The 26,949-nt window shown below is 60.7% G+C and carries 28 protein-coding genes; 22 read left to right on the top strand and 6 right to left on the bottom strand.

Annotation, left to right across the window (positions count from 1 at the left end):
* The first annotated feature begins 98 nt into the window (after positions 1 to 98).
* The 12 genes from D3878_RS19260 to D3878_RS19205 all read left to right on the top strand — a co-directional run bounded on the left by D3878_RS19260 (position 99) and on the right by D3878_RS19205 (position 13,420).
* Positions 99 to 1,331: a CaiB/BaiF CoA transferase family protein gene (locus D3878_RS19260; RefSeq protein ID WP_119786961.1), complete on the top strand. Its 1,233-nt coding sequence runs from the start codon at positions 99 to 101 to the stop codon at positions 1,329 to 1,331.
* A gap of 23 nt (positions 1,332 to 1,354) precedes the next feature.
* Positions 1,355 to 2,134: an enoyl-CoA hydratase-related protein gene (locus D3878_RS19255; protein WP_119786960.1), complete on the top strand. Its 780-nt coding sequence runs from the start codon at positions 1,355 to 1,357 to the stop codon at positions 2,132 to 2,134.
* A gap of 22 nt (positions 2,135 to 2,156) precedes the next feature.
* Complete coding sequence (locus D3878_RS19250) at positions 2,157 to 3,854, top strand: class I adenylate-forming enzyme family protein (protein WP_119786959.1); 1,698 nt, start codon at positions 2,157 to 2,159, stop codon at positions 3,852 to 3,854.
* A complete protein-coding gene (locus tag D3878_RS19245) occupies positions 3,851 to 4,621 on the top strand; it encodes an enoyl-CoA hydratase/isomerase family protein (RefSeq protein WP_119786958.1) in 771 nt (256 codons plus the stop codon). Before D3878_RS19250 ends, D3878_RS19245 begins: the two co-directional genes overlap by 4 nt.
* A gap of 3 nt (positions 4,622 to 4,624) precedes the next feature.
* Positions 4,625 to 5,368, top strand: a complete 744-nt coding sequence (locus D3878_RS19240; RefSeq protein WP_119786957.1) for an SDR family NAD(P)-dependent oxidoreductase — start codon at positions 4,625 to 4,627, stop codon at positions 5,366 to 5,368.
* Between the two features lie 14 nt (positions 5,369 to 5,382).
* Positions 5,383 to 6,549, top strand: a complete 1,167-nt coding sequence (locus D3878_RS19235; RefSeq protein ID WP_119786956.1) for an acyl-CoA dehydrogenase family protein — start codon at positions 5,383 to 5,385, stop codon at positions 6,547 to 6,549.
* Between the two features lie 8 nt (positions 6,550 to 6,557).
* Positions 6,558 to 7,433: a 3-hydroxyacyl-CoA dehydrogenase family protein gene (locus tag D3878_RS19230; RefSeq protein ID WP_119786955.1), complete on the top strand. Its 876-nt coding sequence runs from the start codon at positions 6,558 to 6,560 to the stop codon at positions 7,431 to 7,433.
* Between the two features lies 1 nt (position 7,434).
* Entirely contained in the window at positions 7,435 to 8,097 is a 663-nt protein-coding gene (locus tag D3878_RS19225) for a 3-hydroxyacyl-CoA dehydrogenase family protein (protein ID WP_119786954.1), read from the top strand.
* Positions 8,097 to 9,209, top strand: a complete 1,113-nt coding sequence (locus tag D3878_RS19220; protein WP_233556392.1) for a CaiB/BaiF CoA transferase family protein — start codon at positions 8,097 to 8,099, stop codon at positions 9,207 to 9,209. Before D3878_RS19225 ends, D3878_RS19220 begins: the two co-directional genes overlap by 1 nt.
* 1 nt (position 9,210) lies before the next feature.
* Positions 9,211 to 10,197, top strand: a complete 987-nt coding sequence (locus D3878_RS19215) for an NADPH:quinone oxidoreductase family protein (protein ID WP_119786952.1) — start codon at positions 9,211 to 9,213, stop codon at positions 10,195 to 10,197.
* A gap of 25 nt (positions 10,198 to 10,222) precedes the next feature.
* Complete coding sequence (locus D3878_RS19210; RefSeq protein ID WP_119786951.1) at positions 10,223 to 11,767, top strand: 3-hydroxyacyl-CoA dehydrogenase; 1,545 nt, start codon at positions 10,223 to 10,225, stop codon at positions 11,765 to 11,767.
* Between the two features lie 402 nt (positions 11,768 to 12,169).
* Complete coding sequence (locus D3878_RS19205; protein ID WP_119786950.1) at positions 12,170 to 13,420, top strand: Hsp70 family protein; 1,251 nt, start codon at positions 12,170 to 12,172, stop codon at positions 13,418 to 13,420.
* Positions 13,421 to 13,443: 23 nt separating this feature from the next.
* Here D3878_RS19205 and D3878_RS19200 read toward each other — a convergent pair whose 3' ends face one another.
* Entirely contained in the window at positions 13,444 to 14,151 is a 708-nt protein-coding gene (locus D3878_RS19200; protein ID WP_119788007.1) for a PhaM family polyhydroxyalkanoate granule multifunctional regulatory protein, read from the bottom strand.
* 1,184 nt (positions 14,152 to 15,335) lie between these two features.
* Here D3878_RS19200 and D3878_RS19190 point away from each other — a divergent pair.
* The 3 genes from D3878_RS19190 to D3878_RS19180 all read left to right on the top strand — a co-directional run bounded on the left by D3878_RS19190 (position 15,336) and on the right by D3878_RS19180 (position 17,407).
* Positions 15,336 to 16,208 (top strand): dienelactone hydrolase family protein, encoded by an 873-nt coding sequence (locus D3878_RS19190; protein ID WP_119786948.1) that lies wholly within the window; start codon positions 15,336 to 15,338, stop codon positions 16,206 to 16,208.
* 82 nt (positions 16,209 to 16,290) lie between these two features.
* Positions 16,291 to 16,902 carry a DUF1294 domain-containing protein gene (locus D3878_RS19185; protein WP_119786947.1) on the top strand — a complete coding sequence of 204 codons (612 nt, stop codon included), beginning with the start codon at positions 16,291 to 16,293 and terminating at the stop codon, positions 16,900 to 16,902.
* Between the two features lie 43 nt (positions 16,903 to 16,945).
* A complete protein-coding gene (locus D3878_RS19180) occupies positions 16,946 to 17,407 on the top strand; it encodes a methyltransferase family protein (RefSeq protein ID WP_119786946.1) in 462 nt (153 codons plus the stop codon).
* Positions 17,408 to 17,432: 25 nt separating this feature from the next.
* Here D3878_RS19180 and D3878_RS19175 read toward each other — a convergent pair whose 3' ends face one another.
* Positions 17,433 to 17,630: a hypothetical protein gene (locus D3878_RS19175; RefSeq protein ID WP_119786945.1), complete on the bottom strand. Its 198-nt coding sequence runs from the start codon at positions 17,628 to 17,630 to the stop codon at positions 17,433 to 17,435.
* Positions 17,631 to 17,784: 154 nt separating this feature from the next.
* Here D3878_RS19175 and D3878_RS19170 point away from each other — a divergent pair, with 154 nt between their 5' ends.
* Complete coding sequence (locus D3878_RS19170) at positions 17,785 to 18,117, top strand: YnfA family protein (RefSeq protein WP_119788006.1); 333 nt, start codon at positions 17,785 to 17,787, stop codon at positions 18,115 to 18,117.
* 78 nt (positions 18,118 to 18,195) lie between these two features.
* On the opposite strand, the gene D3878_RS19165 is transcribed toward D3878_RS19170, so the two are convergent.
* Positions 18,196 to 19,500 (bottom strand): branched-chain amino acid ABC transporter substrate-binding protein, encoded by a 1,305-nt coding sequence (locus D3878_RS19165; protein ID WP_199688298.1) that lies wholly within the window; start codon positions 19,498 to 19,500, stop codon positions 18,196 to 18,198.
* A gap of 123 nt (positions 19,501 to 19,623) precedes the next feature.
* Between D3878_RS19165 and D3878_RS19160 the strand changes: the two genes are divergently transcribed.
* The 4 genes from D3878_RS19160 (at position 19,624) to D3878_RS19145 (ending at position 23,996) form a co-directional block, all read left to right on the top strand.
* On the top strand, positions 19,624 to 20,805 hold the full coding sequence (locus D3878_RS19160) for a DUF3108 domain-containing protein (protein WP_119786944.1): 1,182 nt from the start codon (positions 19,624 to 19,626) through the stop codon (positions 20,803 to 20,805).
* Between the two features lie 55 nt (positions 20,806 to 20,860).
* Entirely contained in the window at positions 20,861 to 21,619 is a 759-nt protein-coding gene (locus D3878_RS19155; protein WP_119786943.1) for a DUF3108 domain-containing protein, read from the top strand.
* A gap of 54 nt (positions 21,620 to 21,673) precedes the next feature.
* Entirely contained in the window at positions 21,674 to 22,375 is a 702-nt protein-coding gene (gene queC, locus D3878_RS19150) for a 7-cyano-7-deazaguanine synthase QueC (protein ID WP_119786942.1), read from the top strand.
* A gap of 85 nt (positions 22,376 to 22,460) precedes the next feature.
* On the top strand, positions 22,461 to 23,996 hold the full coding sequence (locus tag D3878_RS19145; RefSeq protein WP_119786941.1) for a helicase HerA-like C-terminal domain-containing protein: 1,536 nt from the start codon (positions 22,461 to 22,463) through the stop codon (positions 23,994 to 23,996).
* Positions 23,997 to 24,047: 51 nt separating this feature from the next.
* On the opposite strand, the gene D3878_RS19140 is transcribed toward D3878_RS19145, so the two are convergent.
* From D3878_RS19140 to D3878_RS19130, 3 genes are all read right to left on the bottom strand, one after another.
* Positions 24,048 to 24,251: a dodecin family protein gene (locus D3878_RS19140; RefSeq protein ID WP_119786940.1), complete on the bottom strand. Its 204-nt coding sequence runs from the start codon at positions 24,249 to 24,251 to the stop codon at positions 24,048 to 24,050.
* Positions 24,252 to 24,428: 177 nt separating this feature from the next.
* On the bottom strand, positions 24,429 to 25,070 hold the full coding sequence (locus D3878_RS19135) for an NrsF family protein (protein WP_119786939.1): 642 nt from the start codon (positions 25,068 to 25,070) through the stop codon (positions 24,429 to 24,431).
* Positions 25,067 to 25,612, bottom strand: coding sequence for a sigma-70 family RNA polymerase sigma factor (locus D3878_RS19130; protein ID WP_119788004.1), 546 nt, complete (start codon positions 25,610 to 25,612; stop codon positions 25,067 to 25,069). The genes D3878_RS19135 and D3878_RS19130 overlap by 4 nt, the downstream gene beginning before the upstream one ends.
* A gap of 191 nt (positions 25,613 to 25,803) precedes the next feature.
* Here D3878_RS19130 and D3878_RS19125 point away from each other — a divergent pair, with 191 nt between their 5' ends.
* Positions 25,804 to 26,091, top strand: coding sequence for a BufA1 family periplasmic bufferin-type metallophore (locus D3878_RS19125; RefSeq protein WP_119786938.1), 288 nt, complete (start codon positions 25,804 to 25,806; stop codon positions 26,089 to 26,091).
* A gap of 18 nt (positions 26,092 to 26,109) precedes the next feature.
* On the top strand, positions 26,110 to 26,949 hold the full coding sequence (bufB, locus tag D3878_RS19120; RefSeq protein WP_119786937.1) for an MNIO family bufferin maturase: 840 nt from the start codon (positions 26,110 to 26,112) through the stop codon (positions 26,947 to 26,949).

Here is a 26,949-nt window from a genome sequence, read left to right as displayed (position 1 = left end):
AACCGCGACTGTTGTGTCTTCCTTGCGAAAAGTGTGCCTTTCTTACTATGGCACACGAATTGCGTTAGTGTCCTCACCAACTGATTCGATTCTCGACCATGACGACACCATTCGACTTTCTCCCGCCGCTCCCTGCCGGACCCGGCTTGCGCATGCTGGACGATGTAACTGTAATAGACTTGACAACCTCGGTGGCGGGCCCTTATGCGACGCAACTGTTGGCGGACATGGGGGCTGACGTTATCAAAATCGAAAAGAAGCCGGATGGCGACGATTCGCGCGCCTGGGGGCCGCCATTCCTGCGCGGCGATTCGTTGTGGAATCTGAGCGTCAACCGAAACAAGCAAAGCGTCACGCTCGATGTCGGTCGCGAAGAGGGACGCGCGGTATTGCATGATTTGCTGGAAAAGGCCGATGTGCTGGTAGTGAATCTGGGATCGCGGGTACAGCAAAAGCTCGGGATCGATTTTGCCCGGCTGTCGGCCAAATATCCGCGCCTGATTCATGTTTCCCTGACCGGTTTCGGCTTGCTCGGCAAGCGCCACGACTTGCCATGCTACGACCTGATTGCCGAAGGCTATTCCGGCGTGATGGACATGACCGGCGAACCAGAGAACGGGCCGCAGAAAATCGGCACGCCGGCGGCCGACCTGCTGGCCGGGCAGGATGCCGCCATGGCGGCCCTTGCCGCCCTGTATGAACGCCAGCGTACCGGATGCGGCAAACAGATCGACATTTCGATGGTGCGTACCATGACGCGCTTCATGTCGCCTCGCATCCTGCCGTATCTTGGTTCCGGCGAAGTGACGCGCCGTGCCGGCGGGCGCGATTCGGTGATCGCCATTTATCAAGTGTTCAAAACGGCCGATCAGCCGCTCACCCTGGGGCTTGGGAACAATGCGATCTGGAGCCGTTTCTGGACGGCGGTCGGCGACCCGGAATTCGGTGCACAGCGGGCATATGCCAGTAATGAGGCACGCCGCGGCCGGCGCGATGAGATCGTTGAACGGATCGCCGCCATTTTGCGGCGCAAGGAACGTGACGAATGGCTGGCGCTGTTTGCCAGGGAACGGATTCCCGCCGGTCCGATCAACCGCCTCGACGAAGTGGTGCTGGACCCGGAATTGCTTGAAGAAGGTTTGTTCTACCAGGCTGATACCAACAGCGGCAGCGTGCCGCAAGTCGGCCTCGGCATTGCATTTGACGGCAAGCTTGCCGTCCATCGCATGCCGCCGCCGGCACTCGGCCAGCACACACAATCGGTATTGCAGACGCGACTGGGCATGGAATCCGCCCGGATCGACGCGCTGCGCACTGCCGGCATTATCTGACGCATTCTACCCAAGGAGACAACATGGAATACCAAGAGATCATTTACGAAGAAGACGGTCCGATCGGCACGATCACCATGAATCGCCCGCATGACGGCAACATGTTCACGCCGCTGATGTGCCACGAGATCCGCGATTGCATCAACGCCATCCGGCGCGAGACCCGCACCAGGGTCATCGTCCTGACCGGCGCCGGCGACAAGTTCTTTTGCACCGGCGGCAAGAAGGAAGGCATGGAAGATACCCAGTTGTATGCCGGCGTATTGCCGACGCTGGAAATGTATGAAAGCATCGACCGCCTGCAGAAACCGGTGATCGCCTCAGTCAACGGTTTTGCCGTCGGCGGCGGCAACGTGTTGCAGGTGGTGTGCGACATCACCATCGCCAAGGAAAGCGCCGTCTTCCGCCAGGTCGGCCCGATGGTTGGCAGCTTTGACGCCGGCTACGGCACCTGGTATCTGGAAGACCTGGTTGGCAAGAAGCGCGCCAAGGAAATCTGGTATCGCAATCCAAAGATGTCCGCACAGGAGGCACTCTCGATCGGCCTGATCAACAAAGTCGTGCCGGATGCGATGCTGAAGGAAGAAACGCGCAAGATGGCGCTCGAAATCGCCGACCGCGGCGCATTTGCGCTGGCTTCGATCAAAGCAGCATTCAATGCCCGCCATGGGGGCGTCAGCGGTCTGTCGCGCATGGCGCACGACTTGCTGCTGCGCGGCTATCTGGATACCGACGAGCATGCGGAACTGGCGTCGGCATTTGCCGAACGGCGCAGCCCGGATGCGACGAAATTCGGTCAATGAGCACCATTGGGGAAATGATGTCATGCAGAATATTCTAACCCTGCACAATCCTCAGCAAGCGCGCGAGAATTATTTATCGGGAATCTGGCAGCAGGACACGCTGTACAGCCTGGCCAAGGGGCATGCATGGGCGCGCCCGACGGCTTGTGCGCTGCGCGACGTCGATACCCGTCTCACCTGGCGCGAACTGGTTGACTGGGTCGACAGCGTGGCCCAGGCGTTGCATGAAGCAGGCTTGCAGAGCGGCGACCGCGTCGCGGTCTGGCTACCCAGCCGCGTCGAGTCCGTCGTGATCTTCCTGGCCTGTTCGCGCAACGGCTATGTGTGTGTGCCGTCGCTGCATCAGAACCATACGGTGGAAGAAATTGCCGTTCTGATGTCCCGGGTACAATGCCGCGCCCTGTTCGCCATGCCTGGCTATGGCGCGGATACGGCGAGGCATTCCATTTTCGTGCGCGCGGCATCCTTGCCATCGATGAAACAGATGTTCGCCGTGCTGCCGCACGGTGCCGGCAGCACCCCGCTGCCTGCGGGTGGCCGGCCATTCCCTGCGCGGGAGGCGCCATCGGTGGTCTCCAATCCGGATCTGAATCCAGACAAGGTGGTTTACCTGGCATTTACTTCGGGCACCACCGGCATGCCCAAAGGGGTCATGCATAGCGATAACACCCTGCTTGCCAATGGCCGCGCGCTTGCCAGCGACTGGCATCAAGGGCCGAACACCGTGATTCTTTCGCTCAGCCCGATGAGTCATCACATCGCCACCGTGGCGTGCGAGCAGATGCTGGTGACCGGGGGAGAACTCGCCCTGCACTATGCCGGCACCGGCAAACCGGCGCTGGACTGGATCATCGAGACCGGCGCCACTTACGTGATGGGGGTGCCGACGCATGCAATCGACCTGCTGGCCGCCATGCGCCAGCGCGGTTTGCCATCGCTCGGCCAGGTAAAGACTTTCTATATGGCCGGCGCCCTGATCCCGCGTGAAATCGCCGAACAGTTCATCCATCTGGGCGTCACGCCCCAGAACATCTACGGCATGACCGAGAATGGTTCGCACCAGTATCCGTCGCCCGAAGATGACCTCGATACCATCGTCGCTTCATGCGGCCGCTCCTGCCGCGGCTATGAAGTGCGGCTGTGGAATCCGGAGAACCCGGACGTCGAAGTCGAGCCCGGCCAGGTCGGGGAAATCGGCGGACGTGGCGGCGTGCTGATGCTTGGTTACTTCAATAATCAGGAAGCGACCGAAAGCTCGTTCAATGCCGGCGGCTGGTTCATGAGCGGCGATCTCGGCCAGTTCGATGAAAATGGCGCGCTGCACATCGTCGGCCGGAAAAAAGACCTGATCATTCGCGGCGGTCACAATATCTATCCGGCCACCATCGAGGATCTTGCGCAACGTCATCCGGCCATTCTGAAGGTGGCTGCCTATCCGGTCGACCACGAACGCCTTGGGGAGCAGGTATGCCTTGCCGTCATTACCCGCGACGGCGCTGAAGTCACCGCGCAGGAAATGCTTGCGCACCTGCTTGAATTCGGCCTCTCCAAGTATGACCTGCCGGAACATTTCATCGCGATGAGCAGCTTCCCGATGACCGCGAGCGGCAAGATTCTCAAGCGCGAACTCGTTGAAATGACGCGTGCCGGCAGACTGGTGCCGCAGGCAGTGCGCGCAAGCGCCAGCGCGACCCTTAACATGGAAAGAAAAGCCATATGAGCATCCACCTGACCCATCAAGGATCCTGCGCAGTCTTGCAGATTGACCGGCCGCAGGTATTGAATGCCCTGAGTTTCGAAGTGCTGGGCCAAATCGCCGAAGCCATCGAGCAGGCCGCCGCGTCGGACGCGCGTGCGCTGGTGCTGGTCGGCAGCGGCGAAAAAGCGTTTTGCGCCGGCGCCGATATCAAGGAACTGCAGGGCCGCACCCTGCTTGCGCAAAAATTTGGCGCCGAACTCGGCCAAAACGTCATGGCCAGGCTGGACCGCCTGCCGATTCCGTCAATCGCCGTCATCCACGGCTATGCCTTCGGCGGCGGCCTGGAACTGGCGATGGCCTGCACCTTCCGCGTGGCGACACCGAAAGCAAAGATGGGACTGCCGGAAATCAAGCTCGGGCTCATTCCCGGCTATGGCGGCACCCAGCGCCTGCCGCGTCTGGTCGGCGAAGCGCGCGCGCTCGAAATCATCATGTCCGGCAGGACCGTCGATGCTGTAGAAGCCGAGCGTATCGGCCTGGTCAACCGCATCGTGGAATCCGGCGACCCGATCGCCATCGGTTGCGAATATGCGCAGCAATTCACTGGTTTCAGCCGCTGCGCCTCGCTGTTCGCACGCGAAGCCATTCAGCGCGCACTGGCATTGCCCTTGGCCGATGGCCTGCGCATCGAATCGGACCTGTCGACCCTGGCCTATCAAACCGCCGATGCCCGAGAAGGCATGCAGGCATTCGTTGAGAAACGCGCCCCTAATTTCAAGGATGAATGAATCATGAGCCAATCTTGCATTATTGTTACCGGCGCCAGCCGCGGCATCGGCGCCGCGATCGCCGAAAGCCTGGCGCGGGCCGGCTTCATGGTCGGCTGCCTGTCGCGCTCGGGCGACCTGCCCCATCGCCAGAACGCAAGCGATGAAGTGCGCAGCCGCTGGCTCGGCGCCGCCTGCGATGTGACCGATGCCAGCCAGGTGCGCGCGGCGATCGCCGACATTCAGGCCCGCTGCAATCTGCCGCTTGCCGGACTGGTGAATAACGCCGGCGTGCACATGGAAGGCAAGTCGGAAACGCTACCGCTGGACGAATTCGACAAGGTGATGCAAACCAATGCCAACTCGGTACTGATCGGCAGCCAGAGCGTGTACCCGTACCTGCGCGAGAGTGGCGGGCTGATCGTCAACATCGGTTCGTTCTTCGACAAGATGGGCGTCAAGCGCAACCTCGCCTACTGCGCATCCAAAGCTGCAGTCGGTGCGATTACCCGCTGCCTGGCAGTGGAGTGGGCGCCCGCCGGCGTGCGCGTCATGAATATTGCACCTGGCTATATCGTCACCGACCTGAACCGTGAGGCGATGTCGACAGGCCCGCTGCGCGCCTATCTTGAAAAGCGCATTCCCGGCGGCGAACCCGGCACCGCCGACGATGTCGCCGGATTGGTGACGCTGCTGTTTTCCATGCCTGGGCAATTCCTGTCCGGTGAAACCATCTACATCGACGGCGCCCAAAGCATCGCCCATTAAGGAAGGAACGCGACATGAACGTACTGGAAAGACTGGATAGCCGACTGGCTCTCAACGACGATGAAAAAATGATCCTGGACAGCGTCCAGGCGCTGGCCGCCAACGAGATCGCTCCCCGCGCCGCGCAAGTGGATGAAAGCGGCGAATTCCCTTGGGAAAACGTTCACGCCATCAATGCGCTCGGCTTGAATGCCATGTTCATTCCGGAAGAATATGGCGGCGCACCGCTGTCGTTTACCTGCTACCTGGCCTGCGTGCGCGAGATTTCCAAGGCATGCGCATCCACCGGCATCATCTGGGCGACCAATTTTCACGCCATCAAGCCCCTGATTGAATTCGGCAACCATGAGCAGAAGTCGCGGCTGTTGCCAAAGATCGCTGAAGGCGCGCTGGCCGCGCTAGCGATTACCGAGCCGTCGGCCGGCTCCGATGCGACCGGCATGAAGACTTCATTCCGCCCGGATGGCGATCAGATCGTCATCAATGGCAACAAGACTTTCATCACCAATGGCGACGTTGCCGACCAGTATCTGCTGTTCGGCAAATGGACCGAAATCGATGACCCCAAGGCAGCGATCTCGACGCTGATCCTGGAAAAGGGGACGCCGGGCCTGACGGTTGTCGGCACCGAAAACAAGATGGGCACGCGCGGCTCCAGCACGGCCACGCTGGCCTTCGACAACTGCCGGGTGCCGCGCGCCAATCTGCTGCAAAACCCGGGCGACGGCTTGAAGATCCTGTTCGGCTCGCTCAACCGCTCGCGCCCCAGTGTTGCGGCGCATGCACTTGGCATCGCCCGCGCGGCATTCGAGGATGCCGTCGCCTACATCAACGAGCGCAAGCAGTCCGGCAAGAAGATCATCGAGTTCCAGGGAATCCAGTTCCTGCTGGCAGACCTGGCCGCCGAACTGGTGCTGTGTGAATCCTGGCTCTGGCGCGTCGCCGCCATGGTCGAAGCCGGCGAAAAGGATTTCGGCACCGAGGCATCGATCCTGAAAATGCGTGCCACCGACGCGGCGATGCGCATCGCAACAGAGGCCGTGCAGCTGCTGGGCGGCTATGGCTACTGCAAGGATTACCGCGTTGAGCGGCTGATGCGCGACGCCAAGATCACCCAGATCTGGGAAGGCACCAACCAGGTGCACCGTCAACTGATCGGCCGCAGCTTTCTTTTGAAATAGGAGCAAACATGTCAGATATCAAAACCGTCGGCGTCGTCGGCAGCGGCACCATGGGCACCGGCATTGCGATCGTCGCAGCCCGCGCGGGTTTCCGCACCAAGGTGCTGGACACCAGGCAGGATGCGCTGGATCGGGCGCGTGAACAGACCCGCGCATTCCTTGAAAAATCCGTGCAGCGCAAAAAACTGGAGCAGGCGCAGCTGGAACAGATCATGGACAACTGGTCCGGCACCACCGAGGCCGCGCAGATGGCCGACTGTGACATCATCATCGAGGCCGTGTTTGAAGACCTGGGCGTCAAGCATCGCCTGTTCCAGGAACTGCACGCGGTCTGCCCGCCCCGCACGATTTTCGCTTCCAATACGTCGACTATCTCGATCACCGAGATCGCCGGCGGCTGCGGCCGCGACGACCGCTTTGTCGGCATGCATTTCTGCCTTCCCGCTCAGTTGATGAAGCTGGTCGAAATGTCATCCGGGATGAATACCAGTGAAGAGACGTTTGCCAAAGCCTGGCAGTTTGCCGAAGCGCTGGGACAAAAGCCAGTCAGGACACAAGACACCCCCGGCTTCATCCTGAACTATTTTCTGATCCCGTATCACAACGATGCCATCCGGCTGATCGAGCAAGGCGTCGCCGAGCCGGCCGATATCGACCTGGCGATCAAGACCGCACTGGGCTATCCGATGGGGCCGATGGAATTGCTCGATCTGGTCGGGCTCGACACGCAGCGCCTGCTGTGCGACGCGATGCACGGCTTGACCAACGAACCGCGTGCAGCCTGCCCGCCACTGGTCAAGCGCATGATCGCCGCCGGCCGGCTTGGAAAGAAAACCGGCAAGGGTTTCCACAACTATGCCGATACTAAAATGTTTGGAGCATGACATGAGTAACGCCTATCGTATTGTTTCAGCCGGCGCCAGCCGTTCGTTTCCCGATACCCATCCGTTCATTCAGCAAGCCGACGGCAGCGCTGCAGCGACGGTCTACATCGGCGCCGAGGCCGGCATTGCATTCCGCGCCGCGTCGGCAGCACCTGCCGCCGCATTCATCGCCATCGAGCTCGATACCGAGTGCCTGGCCGTGCATATCGACCAGAGCGCCGAATCTGCCCTGGAAAACCTGCTCGGTTTCGCCCGCTTCCGTCTGGGCGATACCGAACCCAGCAACCTGATCGAACTCGTGCGCCTGCCGCAGACTTCGCCGGCGGCAATTGCGGCAGCTAGGGCGGCATTTGAAGCGGCCGGACTGAAAGTGGCCGTTTGCGGCGACTTCCCCGGACGCATCGTCAACCGCCTGGTGCGCCCCTACTACAACGCCGCGCTGCGGCGGCTCGACGAGCAACTGGCCAGCGCCGAAGACATGGACATGACGCTGCGCCTGGGCCTCGGCTATCCGGAAGGCCCCATCGCCCTGTTGAACCGCACCGGCCTGGCAGATCATTGCCGCGTCAGCGAGGATCTGTACCAGGCATTGCGCCAGGAGCCTTATGCACCGGCGCGGGCGGCGCAGGTGGCCATGGCACGCCTTAAAAGAGAGACGACATAATGCAGCCCCTGCACGGCATTACCGTCCTCGATTTCAGCACCCTGCTGCCCGGCCCGCTGGCGACACTGCTTCTGGCCGAGGCGGGGGCCGAGGTAATCAAGATCGAACGTCCCGGCAACGGCGACGAGATGCGCAGTTATACGCCGAAATTCGGCCAGGACAGCGTGAATTTCGCGCTGCTTAACCGCGCCAAGAAATCCATCGCGATCGACCTTAAATCAGCATCGGAGCGCGCGCGCCTGGAAGACCTGGTGCGCAACGCCGACGTCATCGTCGAGCAATTTCGCCCGGGTGTCATGAAACGTCTCGGCCTGGATTATGAAACCGTCGCGAGCATCAACCCGCGCATCATTTACTGCTCGATCACCGGCTACGGCCAGACTGGTCCAAAGGCGCAGGTCGCCGCGCATGACCTGAACTATGTAGCTGATAGCGGCATGCTGGCGCTGTCCACCGGCGCCGATGGCGCACCGGTGCTGCCGGCCGCACTGGTTGCCGATATCGGCGGCGGTGCCTATCCGGCCGTGATGAATATCCTGCTGGCGTTGCAGGCGCGGGCGCAAAGCGGTACCGGCTGTCATCTCGATATCGCCATGGCCGACAACCTGTTCACGTTCATGTACTGGGGGCTCGGCAATGGCTATAGCGCCGGCCAGTGGCCGCAACGCGGCAAGGAACTGGTGACCGGCGGCACGCCGCGCTACCAGATCTATCGGACCAGCGATAACCGCTATCTTGCCGCCGCACCGCTGGAAGACAAGTTCTGGAGCAATTTCACTGAAATCATCGGCATTCCGCAGCAGGAGCTTGCCGGCGATGACGAGAAGGCCATCGCGCGGGTCGCCGCTGTCATCGCGCAGCATCCAGCCAGCTACTGGCTCGAAAAGTTCCAGGGCCGGGAGGTGTGCACCAGCCTGGTCGCTGATCTTGAGGATGCGGTCGCCGATCCGCATTTCATCGAGCGCGGCTTGTTCACTCAGACGCTGGAAGGCGGCGAGACAGGATCGATACCGGCGCTGCCGGTGCCGGTATGCGCAGCCTTTCGAAAATCCCATATGGCGGGCGCACCTGGGTTAGGTGACAGCAACGCAGCACTACTTGGAGACCAGTAACATGAAAGCAGTCGTCATCCATGAATTCGGCGAGCCGGAAAGCCTGGCGGTCCAACAACGCCTGGATCCACTCTGCGATGCAGGCGAGGTGCTCATTGATGTCCAGGCGGCCGGGGTTAACTTTCCGGATCTGCTGGTCATGCAGGGAAAGTACCAGATTCTGCCGCCGCGCCCGTTCTCCCCGGGCAAGGATGTGGCCGGCGTGGTGCGCGCAGTTGGCGCATCGGTTACTCGCGTTCGTCCTGGCGATCGGGTCATGGCGCAGCTTGAATACGGCGGCTATGCAAGTTGCGCGGTAACGGTCCAGGAGAATTGCCATGTCATTCCGCACTCAATGGCTTTCATCGACGCCGCGGCAATGGGGCTGGTGTATCAGACCGCCTACTTTGCCCTGGTCGAGCGCGGTGGATTGCGTGCAGGCGAATCGGTGCTGGTCAATGGCGCTGCCGGCGGCATAGGACTGGCCGCAGTGCAGATTGCCAAGGGCCTCGGCGCCACGGTGCTGGCCGCAGTCAATCAACCCGAACACGCAGCGCTCGCCCGCCAGCACGGGGCAGACCATATCATCGATCTGGCAGCGCCGGACTTGCGCGATAGCCTGCGTGAGCAGGTTCATGCGGTTACCGGCGGCAGAGGCGTCGATATTGTCATCGATCCTCTCGGCGGCGACGTCTTCGACGCCTCGCTGCGGGCGCTCGCCTGGTGCGGACGGGCGGTTGTGATCGGCTTTGCGGCCGGCCGCATACCTGAAATCAAGGCAAATTATCTGCTGGTCAAAAACATTGCGGTGAGCGGTCTGCAATGGAGCGATTACCGTGAACGTATGCCGGAACTGGTTGATCAGGTCCAGCAAAAATTATTCAGTTTGTATCTGGACGGTGCCGTGCGTCCGCATGTGGCGCAAGCACTGCCACTGGAAGATTTTTCTACAGCACTGGCAGTACTGCGTAGCGGCAAAGCCGCCGGCAAGTATGTCCTGACCATGTGATGAAAATACGATCAAAGGAGACAACTTGAGCAGCGCTTATTTGGACATTCAATCCATCGGCATCGTCGGCGGCGGCGCGATGGGCAGAGGCATCGCCCAGATTGCCATCCTTTCAGGTCATTTTGTATACCTGTACGACAATAACGCCGAGGCGGTGGCGGCGGCAGATGCCGCGCTTCGCACAACGCTGGCAACGCTGGTGGAAAAAGGGAAGCTGGATGCGAAGGCCAGCGAAGTCGCGCTGGGCCGACTGAAGCTATGCAATGATCTCGCGGATCTGCGCGGATGCGAATTGATCATTGAAGCGATTATTGAGCGGCTCGACGTCAAGCAGGCATTGTTCGGGCAGCTGGAAAAGATCGTTGCCGGGGACTGCATCCTGGCGTCGAATACCTCTTCCCTGTCGATTACTGCGATCGCCGCCGCGTGCGCTCAGCCGGAGCGCGTCGTTGGGTTTCATTTCTTTAATCCGGTGCCACTGATGAAGGTGGTTGAGGTGATCGACGGCTTGCGCAGCGATTCTGCTGCTGGTGACGCCTTGATGGCGTTGACACGAAAAATGGGTCACACGCCGGTCCGCGCGCGTGACATGCCTGGATTTATCGTCAATCACGCCGGACGCGCCATGAACACCGAGGGCTTGCGGATTGCCCAGGAAGGCGTGGCCACTTTTGCGGAAATTGACGCAATCATGCGGGACCAGGCCGGGTTTCGCATGGGGCCCTTCGAACTCATGGACCTGACCGGCCTTGACGTCTCGCAGCCGGTGATGGAGTCGATTTATCACCAGTTTTATGAAGAGGCGCGCTATCGGCCATCGCCGATCGCCGCCGTGCGTCTCGCCGGCGGCTTGTTGGGCCGTAAGAGCGGCGAGGGTTTCTACCTTTATCGCGACGGCAAGAAAGTGGAGCCTGAATTGCCGATGGTGGCTTCGACAAATGAAGGCATGCCTTCCATTCCAGTCTGGGTAAGCCCCGCCCATCCGCAAGGCAGTGCGGCACTCAAGACGCTGCTGCAGCGCCTGGGTGTAACACCGCAGCCGGATGCGTCGCCAAGTAAGGATGCGCTGATTCTGGTGACACCATTCGGCAGCGATGCATCCAGCACGGCCGCCGAACAGGGACTCGATCCGAAACGCGTTGTTGCAGTCGACACCCTGATGGATCTGGAGAAGGCGTCACGCCGTACCCTGATGAGTACGCCGGCAACCGACATTGCAATGCTGGCGGCGGCCCGGGCAATCTTCGGCGCAGATGGCGTTGCCGTGAGCATGATTCGGGATTCATGCGGTTTCGTTGCGCAACGCATGGTGGCCGCAATCGTCAACACCGCGTGCGACATCGCCCAACAGCAGATCGCCAGCACCAGCGATATCGACTCGGCAGTGCGCTTCGGTCTGGGCTATCCGCATGGGCCCTTGACGCTCGGCGACAAAGTTGGTGCGGCGCACCTGCTGGAGGTCCTGCGCAACATGTTGCAAGGCTCCGGCGATCCGCGTTACCGCCCCAGTTCATGGCTTGTGCGTCGTGTACAGACCAATTTGTCACTGACAATTGCAGGCAATTATTGATCCGGCAATGATTTGTCGTGACTAACTACAGTTCGGCAAGTTGACATTGAGGCTCTAGACTGGCGTCGTGAAGAAGACAGGCACAAAGTCGCCATTGAGATTGTCCAGCCAGTTGCCATCCACCTGGTGCGCCTCGATGCCGGCATGAACGAGTACATGGTGGGTAACGCCGGCAATCAGGTCTTCCAGTCCCAGATTATCCCAACGACCGAAGGACGCGTGCGCCCAGCCGACGATTGCTGCTGCAATGAAATCTCCTCATCATTAATGCATATACTTTATCCAATAAAGTAGGGCTTCTGACGCGCACGCACGCAGTAAGCGGAAAATTTTTACGACGTGCATTCCAGAATGGAATATGATTGCGGCCCGTTCAATTTTGCACAAAGATAGTAAAACGTCATGACAGATGCATGCGGCGTCGACTTCGGCACGTCCAACTCCACCGTCGGCTGGAGCCGCCCCGGGCAATCGGCATTGCTGCCCCTGGAAGACGGCAAGGCCACCCTGCCCTCGGCGGTGTTCTTCAACGCCGAGGAAGACAGCGTCCATTTCGGCCGCGCGGCGCTGGCCACCTACCTGGAAGGCTGCGAAGGTCGCCTGATGCGGTCTCTCAAAAGCCTGCTCGGCTCCAGCCTGATCGATGGCCAGACCGAGGTGCTGGGCCGCGCGCTGCGCTACCGCGACCTGCTGTCGCAATTCATCGGCACGCTCAAAATGCGCGCCGAACAGGCCGCCGGCCGCAACTTCGAGCGGGCCGTGTTCGGCCGCCCGGTATTCTTCGTCGATGAGGACCCTGTCGCCGACCGCCTGGCCGAGCGCACGCTTGAAGACATCGCGCGCGGCGCCGGCTTCAAGGACATCGCCTTCCAGTTCGAGCCGATCGCCGCCGCCTTCGACTATGAATCGACATTAAGCCGCGAAGAACTGGTGCTGATCGCCGACATCGGCGGCGGCACCTCCGACTTTTCGCTGGTGCGGCTCTCGCCCGAGCGCGCCGGCAGGATCGACCGCCGCGACGACGTGCTGGCCAATGCCGGTGTGCATATCGGCGGCACCGATTTCGACAAGTACCTGAGCCTGTCGGGCGTGATGCCGCTGTTCGGCCTGGGCAGCCGCCTGAAGAACAACACTGACATGCCGTCGAGTTATTACTTCAACCTGGCGACCTGGCACACCATCAACCTGGCCTACACGCGCCAGGCGGAAAACCAGCTCAGGGATATCTACCGCGACGCACTGGAACGCGACAAGCTGGACCGCCTGCTCGACCTGATCGAGCAAAGGGCTGGCCACTGGCTGGCATACCAGGTCGAACAGGGCAAGATCGCGTTATCCGGCGCCGACAGCGCGCAACTGCGGCTTGACCGCCTGCGCCAACCGATCGACGTCATCCTGGAACGCGCGCACTTCGACCAGGCGATCACGCCGCTGGTCGGCAAGGTCGAAAGCGCCGTACTTGGTTTATTGACCGATGCCGGCGTCAACCGGGATACGGTCGATACGGTGTTCTTCACCGGCGGATCGAGCGGCGTGCCGCTGCTGCGCCAGCAAATCGCGCAACTGTTGCCGACAGCCCGACGGGTGGAAGGCGATCTGTTCGGCAGTATCGGCGCCGGGCTCGCGCTCGACGCTGCCCGCCGCTTCAGCTAGCCGGCCACAAGACCCGTTCGGACTTATTCCTTGGACGGCGACTTGCGCTTGCGCGGCGCTGCTTCCGCTTCCGTGGCCGCTTTCGTGGCCGCTTTCGATTTCGTGGCGGGTTTCGTGGCCGATGGCGCCCCGGCTGCCGTCATATCCGGCGTCATGGCGGCAGCGGTATCGACTGCCTGCTTGAATTGATCCTGCAGCATGCCCCACCAGGCCGCCGGATTGGCCAGCGGTTGCATGGCATCCGCCATGGCGGCAGTGGCATCGAGCGCGGGCTGGGCGGGGGACTTTTCCGCAGCCGCCGGCTTTTCGCTGGCAACCGGCTTCTCGGCGGCAGCAGACTTTTCCGCAGCCGTCGACGCTGTGAATGCTGTAAACGGCGACACGAATGCAGGCTGTTCCTCGGCGGCGGACGTGGACGGCGTCTGCATGGCGGCAGTGAAAGATTCACCCATGGTTTGCAGGGTCGAAATCGTCGCTTTCTGGACCTCCAGCGCCTGGATGGTCGTGTGCAGCATGTTCAAGTTCAGCGACAACCAGGACTCGACCGCCTTCAAATCCTTGATCTGCTTGTCGATTTCATCGACTGACAGGGTCGGCATCACCATTCCCGGAATATGCGACATACCCGGCAAATTCATGCCCGGCGCACTTTCCCACATGTTTTTAAAGAAATCCAGGGTATCCGTCATCATGTTGACGCCTGGAATGGCGGATGGTGTGGATTTGGACATGACAATCTCCATTGAATAATTGTTTTTCAGCCTAGCAGATATTTCATACAAATGATATCCGCCAGGCAATTGGCATTCTGGCTAGCAAAGAAGAGTGTACAACATTGCCAGGGCGGCATAGACAGCTTGGGATTCAGGATTAGCAGAGGCTATGCCATTAATCAACTTAGATTTCCTTGGGGCACAACTTATGGTATTTTCCAATAATGCAACATTTTTTATGCGAGTAAGCAGCTTGGGCGGTTTGACAGTCGGCAGGGATGCTTTTTCTGGAGGCGTGACGTTTTTCGCGTTTAATTAGAGCTGTGCTTTTATACAGCTCATCGTTGAAACACCGCTAAATACAGCGTTTCCGCAAACTTGATCGTCTGGATTAGGTGGCGCGCGGCCAGATTAGGCGGACGCCGAGTCTCAACAATAAGTAATGGGTGTCAGTTTTTTCTGTTTAATTAGTACTGTGTTTTTACGCAGTCCATTGTCAAAAGAAGGTGGACAGGTCGTTTCCGAGGAATGGTCGGCCAGGTTAGGTGGCAGACGGCCAGAAAAAACGGAAAGTGGCGTCCACCTAATTAAAGTTCTTGCGGACGGGAAATACAGCGCGTGCTAGCACATGAACTGTATATTTATACAGTGCCAAATTTCTGCTATTCAGTAGATAACAAAAATTAAAAGGGGGGCGTTTTGATGTACGGACTCCGCACGCGAAGAAAATTGTTGCCCGCCGAAGAACGTGTCGCTCGATACGGTCGCCGCGCAAGCGCGTCGCCGATCAGCTCCAAACGTTAAAAACCACGAAAATGGAAATTTGGTTCGCCCTTATTGTCCTTTCCGCCATGGCTGGTGTCGCATGTGCGGGAATATTGCGGGGGCGAATAGGGCTTGTTTGCTCCGGTGCTGTCCCATGGGTTGGGCTGCTAGGGTGGCTGTTATATAACGAGTATTTCGTTCCGTATCGTGGTGGTGGAGCATCGATGTGGCCTGTCGCACAATTGTTTGCCGGATCGGTTGCTGCACTTGTTGGCGTTGTGAGTTACAAGGTTTTCAAGCGACTATTGAAGGAAGGTGCCTGATGATGTTTTTTAACTCGTTGCTGAACCCGGACACACAACAACAAGCTGCCGCTTCGCGGCACATGTTGTGTGCCTGTTAGCGTGGCGTTGTACTTCAATAAGAGGGAGACAGAAATGAAATCATGGTACATGACATTGCTCGCAGCATTAAGTCTTGGTTGTGCGCCGGTAGCAGCTCAAGAGATGAAGGAATTTATCCAGAAAACGACTGCAAGCTTAAGCCCCGTATCCATCAAGGCTGAAGTATCTGAGCTTGGCGTATTCTCGTCGATATCGAATGGTGTTTTTCAGCCGAAAGGACAAGGACCTTTTCCCGCGGTTGTTTTAGGACACACTTGCGGTGGTGTATCTAGACCACATATTCGAAAAAGAATGCAAGAACTGTTGGATGCTGGATACGTTGTGTTGGCATTGGATAGCTTCGGGCCCCGTAACATCAGCGACTGCAGGAGTCAGTCAAAAATCCTCGCTACGGCTACAGTCATGGACGAATACGGGGCGCTTGACCATCTGAGCAAATTGCCGGTTGTAGACTCGACCCGGATTTATTTCAGTGGTTATTCTTGGGGAGGGTGGGTCGCGCCACTATTAGCTAGCCCGCAGTCTGCGGAAGCACTTGGATCTAAACTGCGTTATCGAGCAGTGGTTTCAAATTACGGATTTTGTGTGTCACAGCGCAATGCAAACAGTCCTCGTTATTACCCCCTGCAAAAGGACATAGACCGCCCTCTGTTAGTACTAATGGCGGGGGAGGATAAGGAAGGTAAGCCATCCGATTGTTTACCTCTGCTCCAAGAAATCAAAGCTGGGGGCAAGCCTGTAGAGTGGCATCTTTACGAGAATACTTATCATGCCTGGGATCAAGAAGACATTGGAATGTACAGCGTCACAACCGGCTGGGGTGAAACAAACCTATACCGCTATAGCAAGGATGCGACCGTTGATTCAACAAAACGGATTCTTGATTTCTTCAGTGCCAATCGCTGAAAAGTAATTGGTACAACGTGATGCTCAACCCCGACAGCCGTTTCGGCTGCGGGTTAGCTAGTCGTGAAATCGAATTGAATATATGCGCTTCGAAGGCAATCTGAAATCCTGGAATGATGAGCGAGGTTTTGGCTTTATCGAGCCGAGGCATGGTGACCAAGAAATCTTTGTCCATATCAAATCTTTTGATGGCCGGCCGCGCAGGCCTGAAATTGGTTTGCCGCTATCATTCGAGGTGGAGTTGAATTCAGAGGGAAAGAAACGTGCCAAGCGCGTACAGATTCTGCAGGCATCTCGCGCGGCAAAGCGCAATCGGGATAAATCTCCAGCGCAATGGGGTACTGCGACCTATTTTTCCATTCCGCTATTTCTTATTGTATTTACAGTTGCGGCGATTGCCTGGGGAGTCCCTCGCTGGGCTGCGGCGGCTTACTTGGCAATAAGCGTTACATGTTTTATCGCCTATGCAATCGACAAGTCAGCTGCAGTTGCAGGACGAAGACGAATTCCGGAAAGCACTCTTCTCTTTCTCGGGCTCATTGGCGGATGGCCCGGTGCTATCGTCGCTCAGCAACTACTTCGACACAAATCGATCAAGGCGGAGTTTCGCTCAGCGTTTTGGGGAAGTGTGCTGATAAACGTCATACTGTTTATTGGGCTCACCTCACCATTGGTTTCTAAACTGTACGCATGAGCGCAATTTCTAACGTCCTTCCATACGATACTCATACGCTCGCATGCGCGCACTTGAATTGAAAATCCCACCGCCGCTCGTTGCACTGGCATGTGCCGCGATGATGTACGCCCTTGCACAACTGGCGCCAGGCTGGCGCTGGAGCTGGCCACATAGCGACACCCTGGGCGCGGGGGTCGCTATGCTCGGGGCCATACTCGATATGCTCGGCATCATGGCATTCCGTCGTGCAAAAACCACCGTCAATCCGCTGAAACCATCGAACGCATCGTCGATCGTGCAGAGCGGCATTTATCGCCACACCCGCAACCCGATGTACCTGGGCATGCTGTTTGTGCTACTGGGCTTCGCACTGTACCTGGCGCATCCCCTGGCGTTCTTGCTGCTTCCCGTGTTTATCGCCTACCTGACGCGTTTCCAGATCCTCCCCGAGGAACGTATCCTGGCAACGAAGTTCGGCGCGGAATACACAGACTATGCATCCCGAGTTCGCCGATGGGTGTGAGGAGCACTACGATGCAATGCCGCCTTCAGCCTCCGCCGATGCCTTCCACGATGCGTCCGGTGCCGCCGCAATTCTGGCAGTCCGTACCATCGATCTTGCCTGTACCCTTGCATTTGGGGCAAATGTCTTCGCCCGTACCTGGCGTGCCGGCAGGGGCGGCATCGCCGGGATTCATCTCGGGGCTGCCACTGGCGGCCGCATTTCGCTGGATCGGTGTATTCATAATTTTTTCAAAATCACGAGGTTGAGGAAAGACACCAGGTTCGCCCTGAATGACATTGGATAGTCGCGGGAGGGGCGAGTTCAAGGAGATGCGATTGCGCAAGCCTCGTCGCAATTTCAAATCGGCGGCGTTTTTCCCTACTAAAAACAAGCAGATGGAAATTCTTAAAACTTTTGCCCTGTTCGCCGTCACGGCGCTCGCCGAAATCCTCGGTTGCTATCTGCCGTATCTTTGGCTCAAGCAGGGGCACAGCGCCTGGCTGCTTGTACCGGCGGCGTTCAGCCTCGGCGCATTTGCGTGGCTACTCACGCTGCATCCGCAGGCGGCGGGGCGTGTCTATGCCGCTTATGGCGGCGTTTATGTCTGCGTGGCACTGGCCTGGCTTTGGGCGATCGATTCGGTGCGTCCCACAGTCACTGACATTATCGGCGTCGGCGTCTGCCTGCTCGGCATGACCATCATCATGTTCGGGCCGCGTCCCGCCTGAGCAGACACCTGGGGGAATTAAACGATGATCGTCGGTGGATGTCCTTGCAATGGCGTGCGGTACGAATAATAACCACCCTCACTTCGGCCGCACCATCTTGCACGACGTCGGCAAAGCTGTCGCCGGCCCTGGCAGGTAGCGTTCAGTCTTGAAACCGTAGCCGCTGCCTTCATTGTCGAAGCGGATAGTGCCGTCCCCCGCCCGCTTCATCACCGAAACGTACAGCGGCTGGATCAGCTGATGGTCGGTAGCGCGCATGTTCGCCTGGTGGAAGGCATTGCGAAATTCCGCGCCTTCCAGCGCGCGGGCTACCGCCGCCGCTTCGGTGGTCCTGGCCTTTTCGATCGCAGCCGCCAGCATCTCGATCATCAGTTGCATGCGCAAATGCACGTAGTCGTCGGCCGGCTGCGGATAACGCTGCCTGAATTCGCGGTAAAACGCGTCGCTTGCGGCGCCGCCGACATTCGGGTGCCATTCGGCCACAGCGCGCACCTGCTCCACGCCGGCGTCGCCGATCGCCGCCGGCGCCCCCAGGCTGTTGCCGTAAAAAGTATAGAATTTTAGCGCCAGGCCGGCGTCGCGTGCGGCTTTGACCAGCAGCGTCAGGTCATTACCCCAGTTGCCGGTGATGACCGTATCGGCGCCGGACGCCTTGATCTTGGCGATATACGGGGCAAAATCCTTGACCCGGCCGATCGGATGCAGTTCGTCGCCGACCACCGCGATATCGGGCCGCTTGGCCGCCAATTGGGTGCGGGCAGCCAGCGCCACCTGGCGGCCGAAGCTGTAATCCTGGCCGATCAGGTAGATGCGCCTGGCGCGCGTGTCTGCACGGATTGCTTCGGTGAGCGCATGCATGCGCATGTCGGCATGGGCATCGAAGCGGAAGTGCCAGAAGCTGCATGTCTCGTTGGTCAGCACCGGATCGACCGCGGCATAGTTCAGGAACAGCACACGCTGCGCCGGCATGCGCGCATTGTGCTTGTTGACGGCATCGACCAGCGCCGCCGCCACCGCCGAGCTATTGCCCTGGGCAATGAAAGGGATGCCCTGATCGCTCACCTGGCGGAAGGCGATGAGCGACTCTTCCACCCCCTGCTTGTTGTCGAACACCGTCAGCGCCAGCGGCCGATGCCCTTGCGGCAGGCGCACGCCGCCGCGGGCGTTGATACGTTCGATGGCCAGTAGCAGATTGCGCCGCACTGCCTCGCCGGCATTGCCGAAGGGGCCGGAGACGCCTTCGATCATGCCGATCCTGATGGGTGCGACGGGTGCGATGGGTGGGGCGAGCGTGGGGGTGGCGGCAGGTGCGGCAAAGACGGCGCTGGCGAGGGTCAGCAGCAAGGCGGCCAGCGACAGGCGTGATTGTTGGGCGTTCAACATGCGGGTACGGATAAAATATGCCATTCTACGCGCCGGCACACAGCATTGCGTTGCCTCCTGACAGGCAAGCACGATGCAGATACACTTACAGAAACAGAAATTATTTGCGAGCCGACTGGCACCATGAGTTTCGCCCGTACCAATGGCAGGACCCAGGCAGTTGGCGCAATGCGCTGGCGGCGTTGGCTCGTGGTTGGCTTGTCGTCGATGCTCTTGCACGCGCTGGCGCTGAACTGGATAGGGGGCAATTTCCGGCTGCCCGCGCAGGAAGACGCGCCGCCACCGGCACTGCGCACGGTGCTGGTCCTGGCGCACCAACCGGAAAACCGGCCGCTTGCAACGCCGCCGACGCCGCGTCCCGCATCGCTTGCGCGCGCCAAGACCCGCCCCCCGCGCGCGAAACCGCAGTCCGCGCCGAAAGTTGCGGTGCCCGCCGCGGCGCCGTCAACACCTGTGGCAACTGCAACTGCACCCGCCCTGCCCGAGATGCCGCCCGCGCCCGACATGGCCGCTGATGCGCAAGCGGCGATGCTGGCAGCAGCCGCGCCGGCGGAGTCCGGCTTCGGCAACCCTGGCATGCTCGACACCGGCGCGGCCAGCGTCACGCAAAGCGCGCCAGCGCCCGACCACCGCCTCTATAAGGTCGATCCGCCGCCCTCGGCCACGCTGAAATACAAGGTCCAGGCGCTGCGCGAAGGCCGGGAAGTGTTCGGCCACGGTACGATCGCCTGGCAATTCAACGGCAGCCAGTACGCTATCAACGGCGACGCCGGCATCCTGTTCTTTTCCCTGCTTGAGTTCAGCAGCCACGGGAAAACCGATGAATTCGGCATCGCCCCGCTGCAGTACACCGAAAAGCGCTTCCGGCGCCAGCAGACCGAAACCCGTTTTGACCGTGAGCACAAGCTGATCAGCTTTTCCGCATCGGCCAATACTTTTCCGTTGCAGGGCGGCGAACAGGACCGCGCCAGCATCGTCTGGCAACTAGCCAGCATCGGCCGCGGCGACGCCGCGCGCTTTGCGCCCGACACCCAGGTCCCCCTGTTCATCGCCGGCGTGCGCGACGGCAGCACCTGGAACATCCAGGTGCTCGGCGAAGAGGAAATCGAAGTCGGACTGGGCAGGCTGCGCGCCTGGCATGTGCGGCGGGCGCCGCGCCCCGGCGACAAGGACCAGATCCTCGACATCTGGCTGGCGCCGTCGTACAACTGGTATCCGGTCAGGTTGCGCTATACCGAAACCAATGGCGAGTATCTCGACCTGTCACTGTCTGCCATCGAAGCGGCAGCGGCGACCTCCCGATGAACACGCAACGCTTACATATCTATCCCGCATCCCGTATACAGACAAGCAGACACGCATGAATCCGATCACCTTATCCCTGCTCCGCATCGCCGCCAGCCTGCTGCTCGCCGGCATGGCCCTACCGGCACAAGCCGCGAATGACCATCCGTCGATCAAGCGGCCATTCAACCTGCCACCTTCGGCCGAACTGCGCTACATCATCAAGGCCAGGCACAGCGGTCTCTCCCTGGATGGCAGCTCGTTGCTGAAATTTCAGGCCGCCGACGGCAAGTACCAGTCCAGTGTCGAGACGCGCGCCATGCTGGTCGGTAAAATTCTGATGTCCGGCAGCGAGGGCGCCATCGACACCAACGGCCTGGCGCCGGCCACGTCCACGGAAAAGCGTTTTCGCAAAAGTCCGACCTCCGTCATCTTCAACCGCGAGGCAAAAGCCATCACTTTTTCTCCGGCAGCTGAAAGCTATCCGTTGCTTGGCGGCGAACAGGACCGCACCAGCATCACCTGGCAACTGGTCGGCAACGCCCGCGCCGCCGCGAAAAAGTTCGCAGCAGGCTCGAGCTGGCTGTATTTCGTCGCCGGCCGGGCCGATGCGCAGGCCTGGAACTTCAAGGTCGGCAAGACTGAAAAAGTTGCTACGCCGCTGGGCACCGTTGACGCAATCAAGGTGGCGCGGCTGCTACCGCCTGGCAGCCGCGAGCAGCAGCTCGATATCTGGCTGGCACCATCGCTGGAATGGTATCCGGTCAAACTGCGTTTTTCCGAGCCGGACGGCGAAGTCATCGAACAATTCCTGCAAACGATCACGCGCAAATGAGCTTGCGCGGCCGTCCTATAATGACGCCTCATTGACTACTTGCCTCTCGAACCCATGAATACAATAAACGGCGCATTAGTCCTCTTCAGCGGCGGCCAGGATTCAGCCACCTGTCTGGCCTGGGCCCTGGCACGTTACCCCAGGGTAGAAACCATCGGCTTCGACTACCGCCAGCGCCACGCCATTGAGCTGGCGGTACGCCTGCCGCTGCTGGACCAGATGCGCGCGCTGTCGCCGGAATGGGACCGCAAGCTGGGCGAGGACCACCTGATTGACCTCGGGCTGATATCCACCATCGCCGACACGGCCTTGACGCGCGACGTTGCCATCAGCATGCAGGACAATGGCTTGCCGAATACCTTCGTGCCGGGACGCAACCTGCTATTCATGATGGTGGCCGCCACCGTCGCCTACCGGCGCGGCCTGGATGTGCTGGTCGGCGGCATGTGCGAAACCGATTTTTCCGGCTATCCCGACTGCCGCGACGACGCCATGAAAGCCCTGCAGGTGACCCTGAACCTCGGCATGGCCACCCGCCTGAAGCTGGAAACCCCGCTGATGTGGCTCGACAAGGCCGCCACCTGGCGCCTGGCGCAGGACCTGGGCGGGCCGGCGCTGGTCGAACTGGTCCGCAGCGGCACCCACACCTGCTATCTGGGCGAGCGTGGAGTCCTGCACGACTGGGGCTACGGCTGCGGCCATTGCCCGGCCTGCGAATTGCGGGCGCGTGGCTATCGGCAATTCATGCAAGCATGATCAGCGCTTGCAGCGGCGCGGCTTGGCTATAATAAGCCGCTGCTGCAAGCTTTTTCATTCCTCCAACGCACCAAGGCCGCCCAACATGTCCACACTTCTGCCGATTGCCAAGAACACCCACCAGCAGCCCGCCGTCACGCTGGAAATGCTGTCGAACCTGGTCAACCGCCATGGCTGCATCACCGGCGCCACCGGCACCGGCAAGACCGTGACCCTGCAAGTCGTCGCCCAAGCCCTGTCCGGCATCGGCGTACCGGTGTTCATGGCCGACGTCAAGGGCGACCTGTCGGGCATGGCCAAGGCCGGCGCCCCGTCGGAAAAGCTCAGCAAGCGCCTGGCGGGCCTGGGCCTCGAAGAGCCGCAATTTGGCGCCTGCCCGGTGACCTTCTGGGATGTATTCGGCGAACAGGGCCACCCGGTGCGCGCCACCATCTCGGACCTCGGGCCGCTGCTGCTGTCGCGCATGCTGAACCTGAACGACACCCAGGAAGGCGTGTTGCAGCTGGTATTCAAGATCGCCGACGATAACGGCCTGCTGTTGCTCGACATCAAGGACCTGCGCGCCATGCTGCAGAATGTCGGCGACAACGCCGCCGACTACCGCACCGCCTACGGCAATATTTCGGCGGCCAGCATCGGCGCCATCCAGCGCGGCCTGATCGGCATCGATGAACAGGGCGGCGACCGCTTCTTCGGCGAACCGATGTTGAACATCGACGACCTGCTGCAAACCGACGCCGCTGGCCGCGGCGTGGTCAACATCCTCGCCGCCGACAAGCTGATGAATTCGCCGCGCCTGTATTCGACCTTCCTGTTGTGGATGCTGTCGGAACTGTTCGAGAACCTGCCGGAAGTCGGCGACCTCGACAAGCCCAAGCTCGTGTTTTTCTTTGACGAGGCGCACCTGCTGTTCAGCGAAGCGCCCAAGCAGCTGCTGCAAAAGATCGAGCAAGTGGTGCGCCTGATCCGCTCCAAGGGCGTGGGCGTATTCTTCATCACGCAAAATCCGCTCGACATCCCCGACACCGTGCTCGGCCAGCTCGGCAACCGCGTGCAGCACGCGCTGCGTGCCTACACGCCGCGTGACCAGAAGGCAGTCAACGCCGCAGCCGAAACCTTCCGCCCCAACCCCGCGCTCGATACCGCGCAGGTGATCACGGAACTCGGCGTGGGTGAAGCGCTGGTGTCCTTCCTCGATGAAAAGGGCCGCCCCAACATGGTCGAGCGCGCCTACATCCTGCCGCCGGCGTCGCAGATCGGCCCCATCACCGCAGAAGAGCGCAAGAGCGCCATGCTGACGTCGGTGGTGGCCGGCGTCTATGAAAAAACCGTGGACCGCGAATCCGCCTATGAAAAGCTCAGCAGCCGCGTCGCCAGCGCCCCGGCAAACGGCAACCAGTCAGGGCAAGCGCCGCGCGGCACGCTACAACAAGAGCAGCAACAGGAAGAGGAGTCCGGCTCCGGCCTGGGCGGCATGCTGGGCGGTTTGTTTGGCAACGGCGGCAGCAAGCGCGAATCGCCCGTGCAGGCGCTGGTGAAATCGGCTGCGCGCAGCATCGGCTCGCAAGTCGGCCGCGAAATCATCCGCGGCGTGCTGGGTTCGATGCTGAGGAAGCGCTAAGCCGCAGGACGCTGCCTTGCGCTACCGGCAGCTCTTCACAAACGGGCTGATTTAATCCTTGAGTATGAAACTAACCTTCATCACCACGCGATACTCGGTGATTTTGCCGCCGGAGACAATGACCTTCTGGTCCTTGATCCAGGCGCCGGTGACATCGCTCAGCGAATCGGTGGCGCGGGCAATGCCTTGCTGAGCGGCATCCTCAAAGCTCTTTTCGCTCTGGGCAATCACTTCAATGACTTTGGCAACTGACATGGAACCTCCATTGACGTACGTGGGTGGAGTTTCATGCTAGATCACGGGCAAAGCCGGCAGGGCACAAACTGGCCAAGTTTTGATCCGTGCCTAGATTACGACTGGTAATCCGGTCAGCCGTCCACCGGCGTCCGCGGCGGCTCCAGAATCAGGATAGTACGCGCGGCCAATACCGCCCTACCAGCGCAGCAGGCGCGGCCCGAGCAAGCCGCCCGCCGCAGCGGGTATCGCCATCCCGAGCACGTACCAGGATGCCAGGAAAGGCACCGCCAGTTCCGGGCAATGCAGCGCATAGACCGCCGCGCTCACCGCGCCGGCCAGCAAGCCGGCCGCCGCACCGGCTTGCCGCAGGCGGGTCGGCGCCAGGCCCTTGATCGCCCACAGGACACCGGCGAAGGCCGGAATCGACAGCAGCGGGATAGACACCAGGCAAGATAGCCAGGTGTCGCCGAAGACCAGCGCGGCGCGCCTGGCCGGCGGCGCCCCCAACAGGGCGAGTGCGGCCGGCAGCCAGATTGCCGCCAGCAGCGCCAGCAGGAGTGCCGCGGCATGGCGTGCGTGCATGCCGGGACGCGCCAGTCGCGCCGCCGCATACAGGGCCACGGCCGCCACCAGCGCGGGAAAACCAAGCTTGACCCAGAACATCGGCAACCTGGCGGCAGCGGCGATGTCCGGGCGCACGCCCAGGAACAGCAACATCGCCAGAGCCGCGCCCGACAAGCCCCAAGCCAGCGCCAGCGCAAAACGCCGGGCGGCGGCATGCCGCTCCACCGGCGTCGCGCTCCTGACCAGCAAGTCCACAAGTTCATCGGTTTTCATGCGACACCTCTCATCATCGCCGCCAGCGCCTTCAACCCGCGGTGCACGCCCACCTTGATAGCCGATTCCGACATGCCGGTCTGGCGCGCGGCCTCCACCACCGACAAGCCTTCCAGCTTGACATACTGGATCGGCAAGCGGTGGCGCTCGGGCAGCCTTTCCAGCAATTTGGCGAGGTCGCGCCGCGCTTCCATTGCCTCGGTATCCGACACGGACAGCATCTCATCCTCGTCATCGAGCGGGTCGTGCAGCGCTTCGCGGCCGGCGCGCCGGCGCAGCAGGTCGGCCAGCTTGTAGCGCGCGATGGCGTGGATCCAGGCCGTCAGTGGCTGCGTCGCGTCATAGGTATGGCGCTGGTTGTGCACCGCCAGCAGCGTTTCCTGCACCAGGTCTTCCACCTCGTCCGGCAACTGGTTCAGCCGGCGCCGCAGGAAGGCGCGCAAGTGGGCGCTCAATTCCTTCAGGAAGGCGTGGTAGGCGACATTGTCGCCATTCATGCCGCGCAGCAGTAGTGCACGCAACTTTTCCTCGCTGTTATTCACGACGCTCACCTGATGTATATTCGCAAATCATCCGCATTCGGTTACAGCGAGGAAGAAAAAAATAAAAACGGGATCGCGCGCGACATCCTGTAACCGGCATGCGCGCATCGCCGAATTAGCCTGCAGACCGCCCGGATCGGCGTGCCGATACCGGACGGGCTACCCCACTCAATTTTACAGGAGCTTTAATTATGGAAACCCGTACTTTCGCCGCTGCCGCCATGACCCTTGCCGCCCTTGCCGCCGGCGTCGCCCAGGCACAGGACAAAAAGGCCATGGATGACAAGCCCGCCATGGAAAAATGCTATGGCGTGGCGATGGCCGGCAAGAACGATTGCAAGGCTGGCGCCGGCACCACTTGCGCCGGCACGGCGAAAATGGATTACCAGGGCAATGCCTGGAAATACGTTCCGGCCGGCACCTGCGCCAGCATCAAGACGCCGAAAGGCATGGGCTCGCTGCAGCCGATCAAGTCCTGAGCCCGGCGCCGTCAGACCATGGGCACGCTGCCGGGCGCCGGGCTGGGCCTCAAACCGCAACACTATGAAGCGGCGCTGGCTTGCCATGCCGAAGGATTGTGGTTCGAGGTCCACCCGGAAAATTATCTGGTCGAGGGCGGCCCGCGCATCGCCTGGCTGGAGGCGATTCGGGCCGACCATCCGCTCTCCTTGCATGGCGTGTCGCTGTCGCTGGCGGCCGATTGCGCACCCGACGCCGACCACCTCGGGCGGCTGGCCGCGCTGGCGCGCCGCCTCGAGCCGGCGCTGGTGTCCGAGCACCTGGCATGGTCGGCCTGGCGCGGCAACTACCATCCCGATTTGCTGCCGTTTCCGCGCACCGGCGCAGCACTGACCAGGATCGCCGCTAATATCTGCGCCGTCCAGGAAGCGCTGGGCCGGCGCATCGCCATCGAAAATCCAGCGCATTACCTGCGCATCGACGGCCACAGCTGGGATGAAATCGACTTCCTGGCGGAACTGGCGCGGCGCACCGGCTGCGGCTTGCTGCTGGATGTGAACAACGTCCATGTCGGCGCGCACAACCTGGGCTATTCCGCGCAAGCCTACATCGACCGTTTTCCCGGCGCGGCGGTGATGGAAATCCACCTGGCCGGGCATTCGGCCGACGCCGATCCGGCATCCGGGCTGCTCATCGACAGCCACGACGCCCCGGTTGCCGCCGCGGTGTGGGCGCTGTATGAACAGCTGGTGCGGCGCATCGGACCGCGTCCGACCCTGATCGAACGCGACGACAAGCTGCCGGAATTCAGCGATCTGCTGGCCGAACGCGAACGCGCCGCCGCCCTCATGCTGGCGCCACGGGAAAGGGCCGCCTGA

The sequence above is a fragment of the Noviherbaspirillum sedimenti genome, assembly GCF_003590835.1.
In the GTDB taxonomy this organism is placed as follows: domain Bacteria; phylum Pseudomonadota; class Gammaproteobacteria; order Burkholderiales; family Burkholderiaceae_D; genus Paucimonas; species Paucimonas sedimenti.
This window is presented reverse-complemented; position numbering and strand designations above follow the sequence as displayed.